The 19,750-nt window shown below is 42.1% G+C and carries 12 protein-coding genes; 5 read left to right on the forward strand and 7 right to left on the reverse strand.

All coding sequences use genetic code 11. The features are described 5' to 3' along the window. Nucleotides 1-144: 144 nt before the first annotated feature. The 3 genes from ACKWCF_RS11630 (at nucleotide 145) to ACKWCF_RS11640 (ending at nucleotide 3,215) form a co-directional block, all read left to right on the forward strand. A complete protein-coding gene (locus ACKWCF_RS11630; RefSeq protein ID WP_409477761.1) occupies nucleotides 145-1,023 on the forward strand; it encodes a hypothetical protein in 879 nt (292 codons plus the stop codon). Between the two features lie 138 nt (nucleotides 1,024-1,161). Further along, nucleotides 1,162-2,694, forward strand: coding sequence for a hypothetical protein (locus tag ACKWCF_RS11635; RefSeq protein ID WP_409477762.1), 1,533 nt, complete (start codon nucleotides 1,162-1,164; stop codon nucleotides 2,692-2,694). A 23-nt stretch (nucleotides 2,695-2,717) separates the two neighbouring features. Further along, nucleotides 2,718-3,215 carry a hypothetical protein gene (locus ACKWCF_RS11640; protein ID WP_409477763.1) on the forward strand — a complete coding sequence of 166 codons (498 nt, stop codon included), beginning with the start codon at nucleotides 2,718-2,720 and terminating at the stop codon, nucleotides 3,213-3,215. Between the two features lie 101 nt (nucleotides 3,216-3,316). Here ACKWCF_RS11640 and ACKWCF_RS11645 read toward each other — a convergent pair whose 3' ends face one another. Together ACKWCF_RS11645 and ACKWCF_RS11650 are read right to left on the reverse strand one after the other, a co-directional pair. Continuing rightward, nucleotides 3,317-3,946 carry a HEAT repeat domain-containing protein gene (locus ACKWCF_RS11645; protein WP_409477764.1) on the reverse strand — a complete coding sequence of 210 codons (630 nt, stop codon included), beginning with the start codon at nucleotides 3,944-3,946 and terminating at the stop codon, nucleotides 3,317-3,319. 1 nt (nucleotide 3,947) lies between these two features. Continuing rightward, nucleotides 3,948-4,982, reverse strand: coding sequence for a hypothetical protein (locus ACKWCF_RS11650; RefSeq protein ID WP_409477765.1), 1,035 nt, complete (start codon nucleotides 4,980-4,982; stop codon nucleotides 3,948-3,950). An 80-nt stretch (nucleotides 4,983-5,062) separates the two neighbouring features. On the opposite strand from ACKWCF_RS11650, the gene ACKWCF_RS11655 reads away from it, so the two are divergent. Together ACKWCF_RS11655 and ACKWCF_RS11660 are read left to right on the forward strand one after the other, a co-directional pair. Beyond that, entirely contained in the window at nucleotides 5,063-6,430 is a 1,368-nt protein-coding gene (locus ACKWCF_RS11655) for a dihydroorotase (RefSeq protein WP_409477766.1), read from the forward strand. Then, nucleotides 6,414-6,998, forward strand: coding sequence for an inner membrane-spanning protein YciB (locus tag ACKWCF_RS11660; protein ID WP_409477767.1), 585 nt, complete (start codon nucleotides 6,414-6,416; stop codon nucleotides 6,996-6,998). The genes ACKWCF_RS11655 and ACKWCF_RS11660 overlap by 17 nt, the downstream gene beginning before the upstream one ends. A gap of 110 nt (nucleotides 6,999-7,108) precedes the next feature. Here ACKWCF_RS11660 and ACKWCF_RS11665 read toward each other — a convergent pair whose 3' ends face one another. The 5 genes from ACKWCF_RS11665 to ACKWCF_RS11685 form a co-directional block, all read right to left on the reverse strand. Continuing rightward, the gene (locus tag ACKWCF_RS11665; protein WP_409477768.1) at nucleotides 7,109-7,714 is read right to left on the reverse strand and encodes a DUF4360 domain-containing protein; all 606 of its coding nucleotides are present in this window, start codon (nucleotides 7,712-7,714) and stop codon (nucleotides 7,109-7,111) included. Between the two features lie 244 nt (nucleotides 7,715-7,958). Beyond that, complete coding sequence (locus ACKWCF_RS11670; RefSeq protein WP_409477769.1) at nucleotides 7,959-10,664, reverse strand: beta strand repeat-containing protein; 2,706 nt, start codon at nucleotides 10,662-10,664, stop codon at nucleotides 7,959-7,961. Beyond that, nucleotides 10,657-10,899 carry a hypothetical protein gene (locus ACKWCF_RS11675; RefSeq protein ID WP_409477770.1) on the reverse strand — a complete coding sequence of 81 codons (243 nt, stop codon included), beginning with the start codon at nucleotides 10,897-10,899 and terminating at the stop codon, nucleotides 10,657-10,659. Before ACKWCF_RS11675 ends, ACKWCF_RS11670 begins: the two co-directional genes overlap by 8 nt. Before the next feature lie 233 nt (nucleotides 10,900-11,132). Further along, nucleotides 11,133-11,384 carry a hypothetical protein gene (locus ACKWCF_RS11680; RefSeq protein ID WP_409477771.1) on the reverse strand — a complete coding sequence of 84 codons (252 nt, stop codon included), beginning with the start codon at nucleotides 11,382-11,384 and terminating at the stop codon, nucleotides 11,133-11,135. Nucleotides 11,385-11,735: 351 nt separating this feature from the next. Then, nucleotides 11,736-19,643: a tail fiber domain-containing protein gene (locus ACKWCF_RS11685; RefSeq protein WP_409477772.1), complete on the reverse strand. Its 7,908-nt coding sequence runs from the start codon at nucleotides 19,641-19,643 to the stop codon at nucleotides 11,736-11,738. Between the last annotated feature and the right edge of the window lie 107 nt (nucleotides 19,644-19,750).

Below are 19,750 nucleotides of genomic sequence, written 5' to 3' on the forward strand. Positions count from 1 at the left end.
TCGATTTAAAAGCCGCTATATACGCTTAACGCTGTATGCGGTGTCAAAATTAGTTACAGTTCAGAATGTTTTACTTAAGCTTCATTTTACCTCTGTGAACAATCTCAACTTGTAGTAATTTGCTCCCATATGCGGGGGCATACTATGTGGGGAATTAAACAAAAATCAAAATTATCAATCGTCGTATACCTGACAATCCATGTGTTAGCGGCAACCCTAGTTTTCGGCTGTGAAAACCGTAAATCTTTCTACGATGTAAATGGCAAAAATATCGATCAGGCGCCAATGCGCATGGAAAATCCGGAAGATCCAATTCCAGATATGATGGAACAGGAAGAACCTATCGTTGTTGATTTAGATCAACAAGCCTCGCCCGATGATGATACTAATCTAATTCCACCGGCTCCACCTGCGGCAGAGCCCGTGAAAGAACAACCGAAAAAAACTGAGCCAGTGGTTCAACAAAAACCAAGAACACCTGAGCGTCCGGCTAAAGAACAACCAAAAACTGAAGAACCGAAAGCTAAATCTGAACCTTCAGTAACAAAACCTACTTCTGTGGGCGAGGCTTCACGTTTTATTAAAGTGGCTTATTGGGTTGTGCAAAATGAAGCTAAAAAAATCGGTACGCCTTGCAACTTCTACGTTTCACGTGTTTTAGAATTAACGGGTTATAGCGATGATGGCTTTTTAGCGAATGACTTTGATATTTATGCAAAAAAGCACTTTTCATCATATAAAGATGAAAAGTTCGTAACAACGAATCTGCAAGCTGAGCGTTTACGTTTAAAACGTCACTTATGGTCTTACCCTTCACGTACGCCGTTTATTCTACAATGGGAGCGCCAAGCGCCCAAACCGGGCCATATCGCGATCGTAGAGCGTATTGGAGACCAATTAGTCATTTACCAAGCAAGCTTAAATCGCCATATCGCGCGCCGCGAGCAAACGACAATTGACCGTCTATTAAGTGCCTCACGTGCACCACGTATGACTGTTTATTCCGAATATGTCGCACGTTAATATCTAATACATTTATTTGAGTCCATAATTGCCTCGGCAAGATGTGTTTCGCGTCTTGCCGAGGTTGCTTTTTATTGACCAAAGCCCAGCAATTAGCTGCAATAAAGGAGTTGTTTAAACAAACTAAGAAAGGTTTTTATGAAACACGGATTACTTGTTACTGCTCTACTTTCTTCTCTTGTTGGTTTTTCGTTCGCGGGATGCGCCGAAGACCATAACCAAGTTTCACAATCACTGAACCGTGTGGCTGATTTTAAAATTTCACGCCGTTTTGATTTAATTACTCCACAAGCTACACCAACTGTTCAGGTATTTAATCAAGCGAACCAACCGATTGCCAATGCGCAGGTATTAATTGGTTCAGCTATTAACGACCCGTTTCGTGGTAATTTAAAAATCACTGATAAAAACGGAATGGTTGCAATTGGTGAATGGACTGATGTAGCTCATGTGACTGTGAGTGCTCAAGGTTATATTCGCCAAACTTTATTAAATCAAAAACCTGGCACGATTCAAATGAAGTTAAGCACAGCTTATATGACGTCTCGTCCGATGGTAAAAGGCCAAGTCAGTGGTCTACCAGTTAAAGATGGCGATAAGATGATGGATTTTTCTTTAGTGATTCCTACAATTGCTAAAGGTGATCTGATGAACTTTGATTTAGATTCTGTGATCAGCCCATTTACAGATGTGGTTGATGTGATCTTTGGAAAAACAGCAGAACTTCCAAGTAACGTTTCTTTACCGACACAAAAAGAAAAATATAACTTTTTAGTTTCTGTGACGTTATCAAAACCTGACTACCGCGCTTATGCTTTAAATTATGGTCCTAAAACTTTTTATGCTTTAACAGGACGTTTTCCGTTTAAAGAAACTGTTGATCAGTTACAAGCTGACAAAAAATTCTATGAAATTTTAAATTACTTTCAGTTCACTAACGGTGGTCTTCGCGAAACAACTGTAACAGGTCCTTCGACGTCATTAAATATTCCAGGTATGGAAATTAAATTTGATGGTCCCGCAGCCGCAATTAAAGGGGCCGCAATCCAAGCTGACGAAGTCGTGATGGCGATGACAATGAACGACTTATCTGGCGGACGCTTTGTACCGTCGGATGTTAAACGTTTAAATTCAAACGAAGGCGCTAGCTTAAAAACAATCGCTGGCAAACCAGTTTACATTGTCAACTTACTTAAAAAAGCGACTGACTTCGATTCAGCAACTCAAGATGTGGCTAACCGTTCAAGTGCTTCAATGGTTCCGTTTAAAGCGGGAATGCAATCAAGCTTACTTCCGTTATTACCATCAGGCCCAACAGTCAGCCAATCTGGTGGCTCTTATAAAATCATAGTGCCGCAAGCTTCAAATAAAACAATTGATGCTCAAGCTATTAACGAATTAGCTGTGACGGTGGCAATTTCAAATGTGAACGTTGTTCAAGATGGCACATTTCAAGTTGAAATGCTTGATCGCAAATGGGAAGTTTTAGGAACATCTTGGCCAGCAGAAATTACTTTACCGGCATGGCCTCTTGAAGAAGCTGATAGCGCTGCGGTAAAACGTAAATTTGAAGTAAATCTAATCGGTAGCCAAACATCAAAACAAACAGACCTTGGTGATGATTTAGTGAAAGCAGCCACGCACGTAACTAAAGGTGCTGCCGAACTATAAAAAGATAGTCTATAATTTTACCTATGAAGATACCCATTCTTATTATTACCGGTTTATTAGTTTCAGGTTGCGGATCACAAGTTTTACAACCTGAAACTCCTGAAGCGATTATCGAACGCTCTTCACAACAAAGAATTTTCTATGCCCCTTACGACGAAGTTTGGAAGGCAGCCCACTCAGTGATCAAATACACGATCGCTGCTGAAAACCAAGACTTCGGTGTGATTGAAACAGATTACATCAAAGCTGTGGATGGCTGGCTTCCGCCGTTTCGTACCCGCCCCCAGTACCCGAGTTCACGATATAAAATCGTAATTAGTTTTGCCCGCGGCAAAAAGAGCGAAGCTCAAGAAAACGTGCGTGTCACGATTGAAAAGAAAATTGAAGTTTTTAAAGACTTTATTTCGGAAGTTAAAACCGTTAACAGTGACGGTTTTGAAGAGAAAACGATTTTCTACCGTATTGAGCGTGAATTAATTATCGCTAAAGCGCTAAGAAAAGCCTCTGAAAATCCGAACTAGGTGCCAGGCCTTTTTTACTACGGTTATATTTGAGTTAAATTCAAAAAATAAAAAAGCAGCCTTTTAAGCTGCTTTTTTTATTTTTAACTTTATTTAAACTCTTAGAACCACTTTTGCTCTTTGACGAATTTTTTCCAAGAGCCTAAAGCGTTTTCGCCTTCGAAGTGCACTTGAGAAATTTTCTCTAACGCCTGCATACTCATCGCAGAAATTTCTGGATCGTTATCAAATAATAACTTCGAGAAGTATTCTCTTTCAGATTGGTATGGCTTTTTAACTAAGTTCTTCATGATCTGGGCACGAATCCATAAGCTTTTTTTACCAACAAAGTTATAATTGCGGTTTAACTCTTTCGCTAATAGCTCACGAACTTCCTGGCTTTCTAAGCGAGTTAAAATATCAACCGCTGCCGAGCGAACCACTAAAGCTTTATCTGAAACTAACACTTTAGCTTTATCATAAACTAAATCTGTTCCCACTTTATCTAAAGCCACTAACAAGGCGTTACGCATGTACCAGTCTTTGCTTTTTGCAAATTCTAAGACTTGCTTGATTTGCGTACCGTCAGCGTCTTCAGCCGATTTAATTAAGGCATCCCAACGTTGGGCCATAGGTAATGATTGATTTTTTGCGCGCGCTATCTGAGTTGTAAAGCTATGATCGTTTTCGCTTTGCACATAAGACCAAACATTCACAGAAAAAAGAAACACTAAAAGACTTAATGCTTTCATACTAATCCTCATCCTTTGCGAAATGTTTTTCAAATTCGTCTAATAAACTTTTATCTTCTTTTTTTACATCTTTAGAAACTTCACGAGTTTCTTCGTTATCTAGCTCTTCTGGGCCTGTCACTTCTGGCATCTCTTCAACTTGAGCTTCAGCTGATGGAATATCACTTAAGACATCGTTAGCAGCTGTTAAGATATCATCTGGAACGATCGGCGCTTCAGAAACATCTTCATTTGTTAAAGCATCCATCTCGTCAGCAACAACTTCAGCTTTTGGTTCTTCAACCTCAGGTTCTGGATCTGGTACAGCTTCTAAATTTGGTTCAGCAGCTGCTTCAACTGGCGTTGGCGCTGCAACTGGTTCAGGAGACGGGGCCGGAGCCGCTGCTACTGGAGCTGCAGACTGTTGATTTGCCAATTGATTTTTAAGATCAGCATTTTCTTTTTTATAGGCCTGAAGATCTGCGATATCTTCAGCTATAATTTCATAATCTGATAAACGATTTTTAAGAGCTTCAATTTCTTTTTCGTAATCGGTAATCTTACCGCTTAAGTCAGATAACTTTGCATCTTGTTGAGCTGTGTTAACTGATTGAGCAGCTTGCTCTTTAGCTGAAGTGATTTCTACTTCTTTACGTTTTAATGAATCTTTTAAAGTTGAAATTTCAGCGCGTAAACGACTTAATTCAGCTACTTGTTCTGCTCCAGCTGTTCCTGCTGCTGCGGCGGCGGCCGCTGCGGCTTCTGGATCGCCCGATAAAGCCGCCATATCAGCAGCACTCAGCAAGTCATCAACGCCTGTACCTTCAGTAACGGCGTTAACAGAGACTTTCATTTGCGATTGCTGTTCTAAAAGTTTATTTAACTTTTCTTCAAGCTGCGCAAAAGTCACATCTTTAGTTATACCAGCGGTTGCAGCCTGCTGATTGGCAAATAATAAGCGAAAAATAAGAACGACGATAAGCAACGCAACGATAGCTGCGAGTGACTGAATTACCAGTGTATTATGCGATGCAAACCAATCTAAGAAAATGGCCATATTTATATCATCAAGTAAGGTGTATCTCTTTGCAATACGACACTGGTCCAGCTAGACTCGACTTATACAAAGGAAATCAAGTGGCCACTTTCGACCTCATTATCAAAAACGCAGATATTGTTACATTCTCTGAATCTCAGAACCAAATGGTCCAGGAAAAAACAGATATCGCAGTTCTAAATGGAAAAATCGAAAAACTAGGAACTCTCAGCGCAGCCGATGCAGCCCAAGTGATTGATGCCACTCACCTAACAGTTCTTCCTGGAGTGATTGATTCACAAGTGCATTTTCGCGAACCCGGCTTGACCCATAAAGAAGATATCGAATCAGGTTCACGTGCCGCAATCTTAGGTGGAGTAACGACTTACTTTGAAATGCCGAACACCAACCCTCCGACAACAACAAAAGCGCTATTTGAAGATAAATTAAAAATCGCTTCTGAAAAATCATCGGCAAATTACGCCTTTTTTATCGGTGGTGGCTCTGAAAACTTTGATCAGTTAGCTGAATTAGAAAAACTTCCGCACTGTTCAGGTATTAAAATTTTCTTAGGCAGTTCTTTTGGTACACTCTTAGTTGATCAGGATGAGCTGTTAGAAAAGATTATGAAAAATGGCCGCAGACGTTTAGTGATTCATGCTGAAGATGAAGCGCGCCTAAAAGAGCGCAAACAAATCGCCATTGATGCTGCCGATGCCAAAGTTCACCATATCTGGCGCGACGAAGAAAGCGCCTTGATTGCCACAAAAAAATCAGTGCACCTTTCTGAAAAGCACCAACGCCACATTCATATTCTTCACATTTCTTCGAGCGAAGAAATGGCTTTCTTACGAAACGCCAAAGAACAACAATTACGCGCGTTTGGTAAATCTTTTGTAACAGTTGAAATCTTACCGCAGTATTTAACTTTATCTGCGCCTGAATGTTACGAACGCCTAGGGTCACTGTGGCAACAAAACCCACCGATTCGTGATAAACGCCATATGGAATTTTTATGGAAAGCGGTTCTTGATGGCACCGTGGATGTGATTGGTTCAGATCACGCACCACACACCTTAGAAGAAAAAGCTAAAACATATCCGAATTCCCCGTCTGGAGTTCCGGGCGTACAAACACTAGTTCCACTGATGTTAGATCAAGTGAATAAAAACAAATTACCATTAAAACGTTTTGTTGAACTTGTAACAGAAAACCCGCGCAAAGTTTTTAACTTAAAAAACAAAGGCCGTATTCAAGTGGGTTATGATGCTGACTTTACAATTATCGATATGAAAAAAGAAAAAACTGTCGAAAAAAAATGGTTAGCTTCTAAAACCGGATGGTCTCCGTTTGAAGGACAAAGTTTTAAAGGTTGGCCGGTGATGACACTTCTTAAAGGCGAAGTTGTTGTTGACGGTGATATGTTAATTAAACCGCGTGCGGGCACGGCTTGTGACTTCGGCATCTAACCCGCCACCGCGCCCAAATCCCAAAGCGCAAGCCCTATCACTTTTTTTCGGTGGTTTACTTCCGGTCATAGCTTTCACCGTTATCGAAGAAAAATACGGGCCGCAAGCAGGTTTGATCGCCGGTCTTACTTTCGGAGTCGGTGAAATTATCTACGAACTTGCGCGCTATAAAAAAGTCAGCCAGATCACGTGGATCGGAAATGGGCTCCTTTTAGGACTTGGTTTGATTTCACTCTTTTTTAACGACGGTATCTGGTTCAAACTGCAACCAGCCATTATGGAATTTGGCATGTTTGTTTTTCTACTGGGATCATGGGCCTTAAAAAAGCCATTCTTAAAAATCATGGTCGAAAAACAAAATCCAGAAATTCCGCAAATTATGAAAGATAGCCTCAGTGGTATTACGCTAAGAATGGCACTGTTTTTTCTAGTTCACGCGGTCATCGCTACCTATGCCGCCTTTTACTGGTCAACCGAAGCATGGGCCGTTCTCAAAGGCATAGGCCTTACCGTTTCAATGATCGTGTATATGATCGGCGAAATGTTCTGGATGAGAATGAAACAATAATACGAAAATTACCAAAATAAAAAACCCACATTTTTCAATGTGGGTTTTCTTCTTACACAAACTTTACCGTTTTTAACGAACTTGCTTGGTAGGCTAGGCGCCCCCGCAAATTAGTTACAACGACGTAATTGGAAGTGGTATAACATACCAGCGCTGATGTCGATAGAGTCAACGATCATCATAGTTTGTTCCATACGTGAATTTGACATAGATGTCGCAGAAGCGTTGATCGAGAAGATCACTTCTTTAGAACATGCAGACCAGATTAAGTTAGATGCGATTAAGTTATTTCTGATTTGGAAAGAGTCAGCTTGTGGACCAACGAAACGTTTTTGGAAAACTGGACCACGAGAACCAGCGTAGAAGTACTCAGCACGGAAATCATTGTATGCGCCAGCGCCTGGGATCGCATTGAAACCACGGTAATCAACACCGATTAACGCTACAGAGTATCCGTTTGGAACACGTACTGGAACGCGTAAGTTACAAGATTTACGGTCTACACGGCGACCTGTAGTGTTACCCGCTTCAGCTGCAAAGCTGTCGAATAATACTGACATTGTTGTTCCATCACCAGTTGTAGTAACTGAAGCTGATCCAGCTGGACAACCGTTACCACCGTAAGCTGGTTCACCTAAAGTGATTCTTGATGCCTCAGCAGAAGCCGATGCTAATACGATTGCCGATAAAACTAGCAATGATTTTAATGCGTTCATGAAATTCCCCCATTTGTAATCGCCGTAGCGATTGTTAGTGTTATTTTGTGTGACGCTTTGGCTACCTAGCCGTGAAACGTCAGCGACGAAGAACGCTAAAGCAATCGCTTTGCCAAATTTAATGAGGTCAAAAGGACACTGAAATAATTACGTTACATGAGAGTCGCAGCGTTTTTGCTGCAACTCTTGTTAAGACACTTTCATTTACAAAAAAGTGAAATGCTGTGAAAAGAAAAAATTATTTTTATGGCACTTGTGTCCACTCAAGCGTTGAACCTGCATAGATTGTTAAAGTTGCACCACCAGCAGTTAAACTTGATTGCAACTTCACAGCTCCGCTCGCTGATGGAACAATGATTCCCTCAACCAAAGCGATCAACACCTGCCCGCTGCTGGCGTTATTAGCCGCTGCAGCTACTGGAGTATTTGGTGCTGTGACAATTGAACTTGTGATCGCTGAGGTCGAATACGGTATTTGAACTTGCGCCGCAAGGACTGTCGCCGTCGGTGAGTTCAATTGAAAGCGCACAGTTTTGTTAGTCGCAGCCACGCTAAAAATCACACTGAATTTAAATTTATAAGTGTTTCCTGCCGTTGCATTAAAAGTTAAGTTAGTTAAATCGGTAAGAGTATTTGTCAGAGATTGATTGGCTGTTACCCGGCCATACTGCGGTAAACCGGTTGCTGGCACCCAGCTAGAACCATCGTACTCAAGCACTTGTCCTGCCGTTGGAGCTGTTGCACTGACCGCCACACCCTGAATTTTCGTAACCGTTAATGAATTACTTCCGGCTGTTGATGTCACATCACCACTTAATGCCGGCAACCGGGCTGTGGCTAAAGTTCCGGTAGCACTTGCAGAACCTAAATCCAAACTCGAAACCGTAGCAAACCCGCCTAAACCTAAATTCGTGCGCGCCGTAGCTATATTAGTTAAATCAGATAAGTTATTCGCTTTAAGAGAAACTGTTGCACTATTAGCCGGAGTATAACCTAAAGCCGAAATCACAGCGGCGCTTGTCGCTGCCATTTTATTATTGAATGTCGTCCAGTCAGTTCCAGTTAAATACCCACTCACTGAAGCCGTTGCCTGCGTGATAGATAAGTTTGGAGATAATCCACCAGTTGATTGTAAAGGGCTCGACACTGTAACTGAAGAAATACCACCGCCGAATCCCGCATCAGTCGCACAAGACCATGCGGTGCCATTAAATGTTAAATATTGGCCTGCAGAACATGTCGGAATTAAACGGTTCACCATATTTGCACCGTTGTACTGCAAGATATGATTATTGGCTAAAGAGGTAAAACTTACGCCTACGCCCTGAATTTTAACAACTGTCGAATTAGAAACGCTTCCTGTAACGTCTCCGGCCACTGTGATATTTTGACATAAGAAAGTTGAACTCACACTATTCCAATACATCGATTGGCCAGCTGTACAATTTGCCGAAGCCACGTAAGTATTAAAACTAGATTGTTGTAAGGCTCCTGTAATACGTGAATCATTACCGGCAGCGACTGTGCCTGCACTGGTTCCAATACTTAACGTAGCTGCTGAACCTAATCCTAAATTAGCGCGTGCCACTGTGGCAGAAGCTAAATCACTTAAATTATTATTTCCTTTAGCGACAACGGCATTATCGGCCGGACTATAACCTAACGCCGCTGTAATTGCTGCGCTTGTTACGCCGCCAGCCGATGGCAACGTCCAACTTAAATTACCACTGCCATCTGTTTGCAACACTTCACCACTGTTACCATCAGTTGTTGGTAACACCAAAATATAATCTGCAAATGAGTTTGGTGCTTTAAGACGAACGCTGTTCGTGTTTGTACCTTCATAAAGATAAACATTTTGTACTGAAGAATTCGTTGCTAAAACTGAAGCTGCGATTAAATTTCCGCTACCATCACGACGAGCCAGAGTGCTTGCTGTTGGAAGACTTGTCGCTGCGTTAATATCTGTAACCGCTGAAGCTACGGCCGCTGCCGTTTTACCGCCGACTGATGACACCACTGTGGCTGAAATATTTCCCGTCACATCGCCAGTCAAAGCTGTAGCACTTGTCACTACACCTGAAATATTTGAAGCTGTTAAAACCACTGCACCTGTTTGGCCATTCACGCTGGCCACTGGTGCACTTGCTGCAAACGTCATGGGTACATATTGCGAACCATTGTAAGCCAGCACTTGTCCCGATGTCGGCGTTGTAGCAGCCACCGTTACACCGCGAATTTTTTCAACCACGGCGGCTGACTGAGTTCCTGTGATATCACCGGCTAAATTTCCAGAAAAGTTAGTGGCCGTAACTGCGGTCGTTGCCGATGCGGCGCTGTCAGCAATACCGTTCACGGCTAAATTTTGTAATTTATTAAAGCGCGTTGCATTTGAAAGTAAAGTTTCTAAGTTTGATTGGTTTAACGATGTAGCTCCGTTTTGCACTAAAATATCTGAAGCGACTTTACCACCGACTGATTCAGCATGAATCGCATAAGGTGTTGCTCTTTGGATATAATCAATAACCATATTATCGCCAGAAACTGTAGCGCGAATACGTAATACACGTGTATCTGTGGCTGCCGGGTTATATGTTTGCCCGCTACTGACCTGGTTGTTGTTGTTATCAACACACGTTAAATTATTTTTTGCAGACGAATTATCATACGCTGCCTTTAAAGAAAAGTTAGGATCCCAAGTGCCACGCACACCGGTACCTAAAGCTAAAGAAATCGAACCACTTACCACGGTTTGGGTATTAAAATCTTCGGCGTATAAAACGCAGCCGTTACTGGCCGACAGAATTTGCACCGTAAAATTAGCACTCGAATCGTCAGGGTAAACTCCTGATGGGTTTTTAAATTTAAGCTGAACAGGAACACCCATCTCTACCGCATGCGCTAGAGATGCCATCAAGACTACTGTGAAAAATATTATAAATTTATTCATATTTTACTCCAACCGTCCATCCGCTTAATAAAGTCTTTTGCTCTACCGGGTCAGTGTTGTCGTGAGTTACTTGCCACCCGTTGGCAGTCGTTACAATCTCACCGTGCTTTACACTATAATCCGCCGCATCTGTCACCGGTGTGACAGATGGCTGCAGGGCTTCACCTGGTGCAAAACCTGAATCTGCACCGGGACCGCTGCAAGCGACTATGAATAAAAATGGCACTAGCAACATCAACTTCAACATAACTCGAATCGCCTCTAATTAATAACAATTTAACTGACATCAAATCTAAAGTCTGATCGTCATATCTCGATTAAAGTTAAGGTCATAAAACAAGATATGAAGCAAACTACACACTGTTTTTACGCAAGGTACACATGGTAAGTTTCAATGTCGCTATTTGCGACTTGAATTTTTTAACAAAAAAAGACAACAAATTTACAGGAACTTAACTTTTTTTGTTTCTATTCATATTTAACTTCTACGGTCCACCCGTTGGATAAAGTCTTTTCTTGTACAGGATCGGTGTTGTCATTAGACACTATCCATCCATTCGAAGTATGAAAAACCTCGCCGTACTTAATATGATTCGTAGAAGCTGTCGTAGGAAGTGTAATAGGTGTTGCGACCATACCGGGAGCAAAGCCTGTTTCTGCGCCAGGTCCAGAACACGCCGTTAAAAATAAAACTGGAATGATCAGTAAAAAATTTAACATTTCTCTACACGTCCTTTAGATGAAATACTAACGAACCGCTTTCAAAATTAATATCAATTTCACTGACAGTAAATAAAACGCGACCAGAGTTGCGTCTTGAATTTACAGCTTCTTAACAAGACAATAAAGCGCTGCAAAACAAATGGTGAGAATAATATTTTGCGAACGACCACTCGTCTTTTTAAACATAGAAAGCTGATCGTCAGCACTCGACGAAAGGTTTAAACAAATTTTAATTAAAAAACAAAAGATAGCATTATACGCGACTTGAAATCTCACGCATCAGGAAGAGACTCGCTATTTTATGACTTTTAAATTTTTGATTTTTTTTTGACAGAAAAAGGGACTGTGTTATTTCGTGTTCGAATTTGTCAAAGCTTTTTCGATACGGTCTAAACGCTTCTTCAGCTCTGCATTTTCTTTTTCTGTTTTTTCAACACGTGCTTTAAGCTCTGCATTTTCTTGTTTTACCGAGGCAATCTCACGTGCGTTTTGTTCTGTACGATCAAAAAGTTTCATAATACGGGCGTTGAAAACTTTTAAGGCTTCAATGATCGGGGCCACTAACTTATCATAGGATACTGATTTAAATCCTGAATCTTTATCAGTGCGTACAACTTCCGGATAAACTTTTTCTAAATCTTGGGCGATAAAACCAATCTCATGTTGCTTGCCGAATTTTTCTTTATCTTTCCAATCGTACTGAACTGCATTTAAAGATAATAATTTTTCTAACGAAAAATCCAGCGGCTGAATATGTTCTTTTAAACGTCTATCTGAAGACGCTGTACAACCTGTGCTTGTACAGACGATCGTGCCGCCGAAACGTAAGCTTGATGCCGCAGCAATATTGACCACGCCGTTAACATCTAACGGATAGGCCGGAGAAGCTGTATTGATACCGATGTTACCAGCCTGCGTAATACGCATACGCTCAGTCACATTACCTGGGGCCGTGGTCGTTTGACCCGTACCAAAAAGAATACCACCATCATTGCCACTGCCATTGAACTGCATGTACCCCATCCACGTCGCATCGATTTTTTGTTGAATACGTGTACCGGCATCGTTCCAAGTAGATCCGGCTGCGGTTCTAATATGTCTGACATCAAGTTTACTTCCGTTACCACCAAGACTTCCAGCCCATCTTTGCATTTCGATAACGTTATTTAAAGTTGATCCTAAAGTTTCAGCCTGAACGTCGAGCTGAGCTGCAGGCGTTGTGGTACCAATACCGAAGCTACCCGTTGCTGTAATAGTCGCTAGAATTCCGTTTCCATTTTTAAAATTATAGCCTCTGACAGTCGAAGGAGTCTCAAAATTAATACCATCATCATTTAAACCAACATTTAATGTGTACCCTGAAGTGTTTCCTCCAGTCGCAAAATTCATAACCTGCCCGCCACTGACAATTCCTAATTTACCCGTCGGAGTTATTGTGCCAATACCGATATTGCCCGTGTTAGTAACTCTCATTCGTTCTAACCCTTGAGTTGATAACATAATAGCGGCAGTTGACGCGTTAGCCACAATCTCTACACCGCTGGCTATGGCAGAGTTACTAAACAACGAAACTTTTTCGCCACCCGAATGGCCCGTGCCTGATAAAAATAATCCGGCAGAATCAGAGCCATAAGTTGTGCCTGAGTTTGTTAATGTAAACCCACTGCGCGCACTTGTTCCAGTATTATTGTTTCTCACGTTAACCGTCGTGTCACCATTTTGTGATTCGACGATATCCAAATTTGTACTTGGTGTGGTTGTGCCGATACCGATAGTACCATTACCGCGCATCACAAACCCAATGGCATCGACCACATTGTTGTTAGCTGAAGAATACCGAATCGCAAAAGCATCATCGACATTATTATTTTTTAAATCTAAAATCAAAGATCGTGAAATCCCACCTTCAATAACACTTCCGACAGTTGTTGTAGTACCTGGATTTAGTGCCGTGATATCCTGACCTACATCGAAGTTCATATAACTAGTTGCATCGGCACCAATTCTAGCTGTACCCATAACATGCAAATCCGCCTCTGGATTAGTTGTTCCGATACCGACGTTACCCGATTGAAGCATCGTAAATTTTTCTGTGCCAGACGCATTTGTTATTCTAAATCTATCGTCTGTCGAAACTTCGCCGAGTGCCCACTTTAAAGTTCCAGCTTCATGCAGAGAAAAATTTGGATTACCGGAAGTCGCATTCACAACCACCTGGTTACCGGTAAAACGTGCGACGTTTGTTCCAGAGCTAATCACATCAAGTGTATAAGTTGGCGTTGTTGTACCAATACCCATCTGACCGTTACCATCATCTAGTACAACTCGGTACGCTGGAGCACCCGGAGTTGTTGTAAAAGAGTCTGTCACTGTTCCTACTTTTCCCGAAGAATCCCAAGCGATAAAAGCTCTCGATGTTGAACTTGCTACTACGCCGAAAGCTGATGATGTGCTTGGATTAAATAATCCTAACCATCCGGTATTGGCCGAGTTCATTAAGAACATACCACCGATATCGCCACCCGTATTTTTAATTTTTACAACCGGGTCTATTTTACGAATATCTAAAATCGATGTCGGCGCCGTATGACCGATACCGACATTACCACCGCCCGCTGCTAATAAAACATTGCCTTTAGATGCATGCGTTGTTGCTTCCAAACGTAATGAACCGCCTGAGGCTGTGGAGCCATAAACATACGGCGTGATAGTAGCCGAAGTTGCCGTGACTTCTGCACCTTGAATATTTGATGACGTAATAATTGTACCTGATGAATATAAATTGCCGGCGACACCCATTCCACCTTTAACAATTAAAGCTCCCGTGCTTGAATTTGTTGAAGCCGTTGTTGCTGAGACCGTTACGCTATTACCAGCTGCCGGCCATAGAGCAATGCCTGACGTCGAAGAAACAACTGTTACGTTATCTAATGTTCCTGCTGTGGTAGCTGTTGCAATTGTTCTGCGCGCACCAGCGCCATCAGTGACATAGAAATCAGTTCCATCATATTCAACTGCACCAGCTTGTGGTGTTGTTAATAATGTTCCCGCCGTCATTTTTAATGGCGCAGCTCCCGTTGATCCAGCCATGACGTGTAAACGCGCTGTTGGAGAGCTCACACCAACACCCGTGTAACCAGCCTGTGAGATTGTCATTCTGACTGTATTTGAAGTGGCCAGTTGTAACTGCGCTGATGTTGAATTCAACACCATCGCGTTAGCTGCCGAATCAGTGATGTTAAAATTAAAGCCATCACCAGCATTACCCACTAAACCTAAATAACCGTGAATCTGATTATTATCCTGTTTGAAATGAACAAATGGATTATCATTTTCACCGTTATCATCGCTATCTGCCTGTAAAAGTAATTCAGAGTCACCCGTCGTTCTGGCATCTAAATCAACCAATAGCCCGCTTCCAGAAACGGCATTCATCGTCACTTTACCAGTTGTACGGTTCATTGATAAAACTGTAGTTTCAGATGATTCAATCACACCTAAATCTAACGAATTATTCAATGAATGATAACGAACAAAACCACCGTTTTCAGCCAGATCTTCGGTTAAACGAATTGTCGGGCCACTTGCAGGATCATTTGAAGCACTGCGAATACGTAATGTTGGGCTTGCAGAAGCATAAAGATCCATTAAATAACTTGGTGAATTTGTGCCTAAACCTAATTTACCGTCGCCGGTTAAACGCATGTATTCGATTAAGTTATAATTTGGTGAAGCTGAACGCACGTGAACAAAGCGTAAATTCTCATTGAAATCATCACCGTAAAAAACAGCGGTATCTGATCTGTTCACTCCTGAATTTAATAAACCGATGCCACCAAAATCAGAACCACCATCATGGGCGCGGTAATTCATCTTAAAAGCTGTTGATGATATCACTGTAACATCATTCACAAAACTCACAACGTTTGTTGTTCCACTGACATCTAATGTAAAGGCTGGTGTCGATGTACCAACACCCACATTACCACCACCAGAAGCCAGAAGCACATTACCTTTTGTAGCGTGAGTTGTTGATTCTAAACGTAACGACCCACCTGGGGCGGTTGAACCGTAAACGTAAGGTGTAATCATTGATGATGTCGCTGTAATATCTGAACCTTGAATGTCGGATGAAGTTATGATTGTACCTGATGAATAGATGTTACCAGCCACACCCATTCCGCCTTTAACGATTAAAGCTCCCGTGCTTGAATTTGTTGAAGCCGTTGTTGATGAAACAATTACTGATCCGGCCCCAGGAACCATGGTGATGTTTCCTGTCGAGTTGATCGTTGACGCGTTGTCGATAGAGCCAGAAGATGTACCCGTTGCTAAAGCACGACGTGTGTTTGTTCCGTCAGTAAAATATAAATTAAAACCATCGTATTCAACGGCACCGGCTTGCGCTGCGGTCGTTAAAGCACCTGATGTAAATTTTAATGGTGCGATAGTTGTTGTACCTGAAACAATTTGTAATTTAGCCGTTGGCGCATTTACACCAATACCCACGTTACCCGTATTACTGATCGCCACTCTAACAGTATCACTACTAAAAAGTTGGAACGAACCCATGCCTTTTGTACCAATGAAAAGATCATCTTCGGCGGCAATTGTATTACCATCCATATTTAACGTTGTACTTGTCGCTTCTTGAATACGCACAACAGAGTTGTTTAAATTCAATGATCCGACCGAACCCAAAGTTGTAGATCTATAAAAGTGATTTGGCACTGCCGGAGTCGTCGTACCAAATCCCACACGGCTGGTTCTTGTAATCACCATCGGTGTAGTACTATCACCGTCAGCACCATCACCCGCAGAAAAGTTAATTCCATTTTCACCACGTAAGAATAAAGTATCACCGAACTGCTGAATTTCATTGGCGTCAAAGGCAAGAACACCACTTGCACCACCTTCAATTAAAAGACCGGCATTTGCCGTATTCGAAGAAGTTTGGTTTATTGTTGTTCCGGTAGATCTTGCCACATGCAATAACGCGGTTGGTGCAGATGTGCCTACACCAACACTGCCCGCATTAAAATAAGAATCGCCGTTGCTATGAATTAAAGTTTTCGTCGCACCCGTCTCATCATCTAACTGCACATACATTCTGTTGCCCGCACTTTCATTTGCAAGCATACGGCTAGAGCCTGTCGAGGCATTGATTCTTAACACAGTTGCTGCCGCTGCAGAACTAGCCAGAGTTAAACGCGCCGTAGGAGCATTTGTTCCAACACCGACATTTCCTAAATTATAATAAATAGACGAACCATTATTTAACCACTGTGTTGAAGAGCTTGATTGCGCCGGAGTAAAACCTAAAGCCGCTGTTACATCAGAAGATGATAACTGCGCACCACTCACCACACGGCCTTTACCATCTACTGTCACTTTCGTGTATTGTGTGCCAGATGTTACACCAGTTTGATTTGCTAATCTGGCATCAGCGATAATACCTGTTGCACTAGCACTTCCTAAATCCACTGTATTGGCTGTTGCAAACGCACCTAATCCTAAATTCGTACGCGCTGTCGCGCTCGATGTTAAATCAGATAAGTTATTCGCTTTTACGAGATAAGTTCCAGAGGCTGCATTATTTGCCGGTGTATAACCTAAAGCGGCAATCACCGCTGCTGATGTGGCATTTAATTTGTTTAAGAAAGTTAAATAGTCTGCATTCGAAATAAGACCTGCTGTTACCGAGCCTGTCGCCGATGCTAACGGAATATTTAATGTATGCACACCATTCGCTGTTACAAATGCTGGCGCATTGCCAGTAACACCGTTTGCAAAAGTTTGTGTTTGCGAAGCTGAACCATTCAACGAATTTACACCAACCGTTGCAGCACCGAAAGCTATCCACGTTGAACCGTTACAGTATTCTACATTGCCTGAATTATAACGTAATGTACCTGCATAACTGGCAGCACAGGTTGCGGCTTCCATACTGATTTTTAATCCGCCTGCTACATCTAATTTTGTAACCGGCACTGAAGTACCAACACCCACATTGCCGATGTTGTAGAAAATCGCTGAACCTGATGTTGTCCATTGCGTAGAAGCTGAAGCACTTGCCGGAGTATAACCTAAAGCTGTTGTAACATCCGTCACAGAAAGCTGAGCACCACTGACGACCCGGCCTTTGCCATCAACCGTTACTTTTGTATATTGCGTGCCACTTGTTACTCCAACGCCTACTGAAGCCAACGTTAATACTGAAGATCCAAGTGGCGATGTTGCATCACCAGAAAAAGCCGGAAGTCTCGCCGCCGCTATAGTTCCTGAGGCAAATGAAGAACCTAAATCTAAAAAGTTAAGTGTCGCTAAAGAACCTAAACCTAAGTTATTGCGAGCCACTGTTGCTGAAGTTAAATCTGATAAATTATTAGCTTTAACAAGATAAGTTCCAGAAGCTGCATTATCTGCCGGCGTATAACCTAAAGCCGAAACCACATCAGAAGATGATAATGCACTTCCGCTTGTTACACGGCCTTTTGCATCCACCGTAACTTTTGTATAACTTCCAGCTGTTACGCCAGAATTCGCTAACACCAGGGAATTGTATACTCCCGAAACATCACCTGCAAAATTTGTCGATGTTGTTAAAACGGTTGCACTATTTGCTGGAGTATAACCTAAAGCAGAAGCTACAGCCGCCGATGTTGAATTTAATTTGTTTGAGAAAATTAAGTAATCTGCATTTGACACTAAACCCGCAGTTACAGAACCTGAAGCCGCTAAAGGAATATTAAATGTGTGAATACCATCCGCTGTAGAAATGTTAAAAGCTGTTCCTGTCGTTCCTGCAGCAAATGTTTGCGCACCTGAAGTAGAACCATTGATATTCGTAATACCGGCGCCCGCTACACCAAATGGCATCCATGAAGTTCCATTACAATATTCAACAGTTCCCGAATTATAACGTAATGCCCCCGCAAGACCTGAAGCACATCCTGTTGTATCCATACCGATGCGGATAGCACCTGACACATCTAATTTTGTTGCCGGAATTACGCTGCCAATACCCACTGATCCAGAGGCAGTTATTACAAACGGAACACTCCAGGCAGTCCCATTCCAGTATGAAGCTTCAAAATTATTTCTGCGTGTTGTCGCTGCGTTTTGATCACCAATTGAACCTACCGACCAACCTTTATTATCAGCGCTTGGATTCGAACTTCCTAAAGTTTCGCCTGGGCTTCCACGTTTAGAAAAATAACGAACAGAGGCTCCGGAGTTGTCTGCACCTTGTAAGTTGATATGCATTGAAGCTGTCGAACTTACTAGTTCTAACGCCGACATTGGATTACTTGTACCGATACCCACAAAACCGGAATTGTAATAAATTTTGCTGCCGTTACTTTCCCACTGCGAAGAAACAAGGGCCGCCATCGAAGCAGATAATCCTGAAACTGTGTTTGAAATTCCAGAAACTGTCGAAGTTAAATTTGAAACTGTTGTTGAAAGCGAAGATACTGTCGACGAAACAGCAAATACATCCGAAGCTACAACGCTAACGCTTGAAGAAACCGCAGACACATTTGAATTCGTTGTCGCTAACGACGAAGAAAGCGCTGTTACACTTGCGCCGTCAGCCGGTGTATAACCTAAAGCTGTCGTGACTGAACCTGAAGTAACACCTGCACCTGTATCAACGGCCACACAAGAAAAAGTAGCACCGTTGTATCTTAACGCTTCACTTGCTCCGCAATTAGCTAGTGTTGAAATTTGCACGAAATCAGAAGCGGCTTTGCCATCTAATTTTTGCGTATCGTTTGCATACATCGCGTAAGGAACAGCGTTGATGCTCATCGCAGGTAAAGTCTGCCAACCGTTACCATCATGAAATTGCATCACGATCTTACGATTATCATTAGCTCCTGGAACATAGTTACCAGGCCCACCCGCATCACACGTTAAGCTTGGAGTAATGTTTGAAAAAACTTGTTCAAACGTTGTCGCTGAAGCGGGATAAGTTTTTACACCTGATCCAAGAGCAAACGAAATCAAACCACCAGTGGCAGACATGTTCACTGACGAATAAGTTTCAGAATAAAGAATACAACTGCCCGCCGGATCAAGAATGGTAAATTTAAAATTTACGTTAGCCGCTTCAAGTGGATACCCATCTGGTTTTACGATTTTAGCTTGATAGGTTGTGCGTGAGGGACCTGCAACAGCAGGCATCGCATTTACTAAAATAAATGCAAAAATAAAAACTAGTGCTACTGTGTTCCGCCAACGTGAGTGATTCACGTCATACTTATCGGCGTAAATTATCGTTTTCTAAAGGTTTTTAGAGGGAAATTCTCAAAATTAGACAGTGTTTTTTTGCTGACAGCTTGTTTGACTTAAAAACAAAA

Origin of the sequence: Pseudobdellovibrio sp. HCB154 (genome assembly GCF_046267985.1) — a bacterium.
Classification (GTDB): Bacteria; Bdellovibrionota; Bdellovibrionia; order Bdellovibrionales; family Bdellovibrionaceae; genus Pseudobdellovibrio.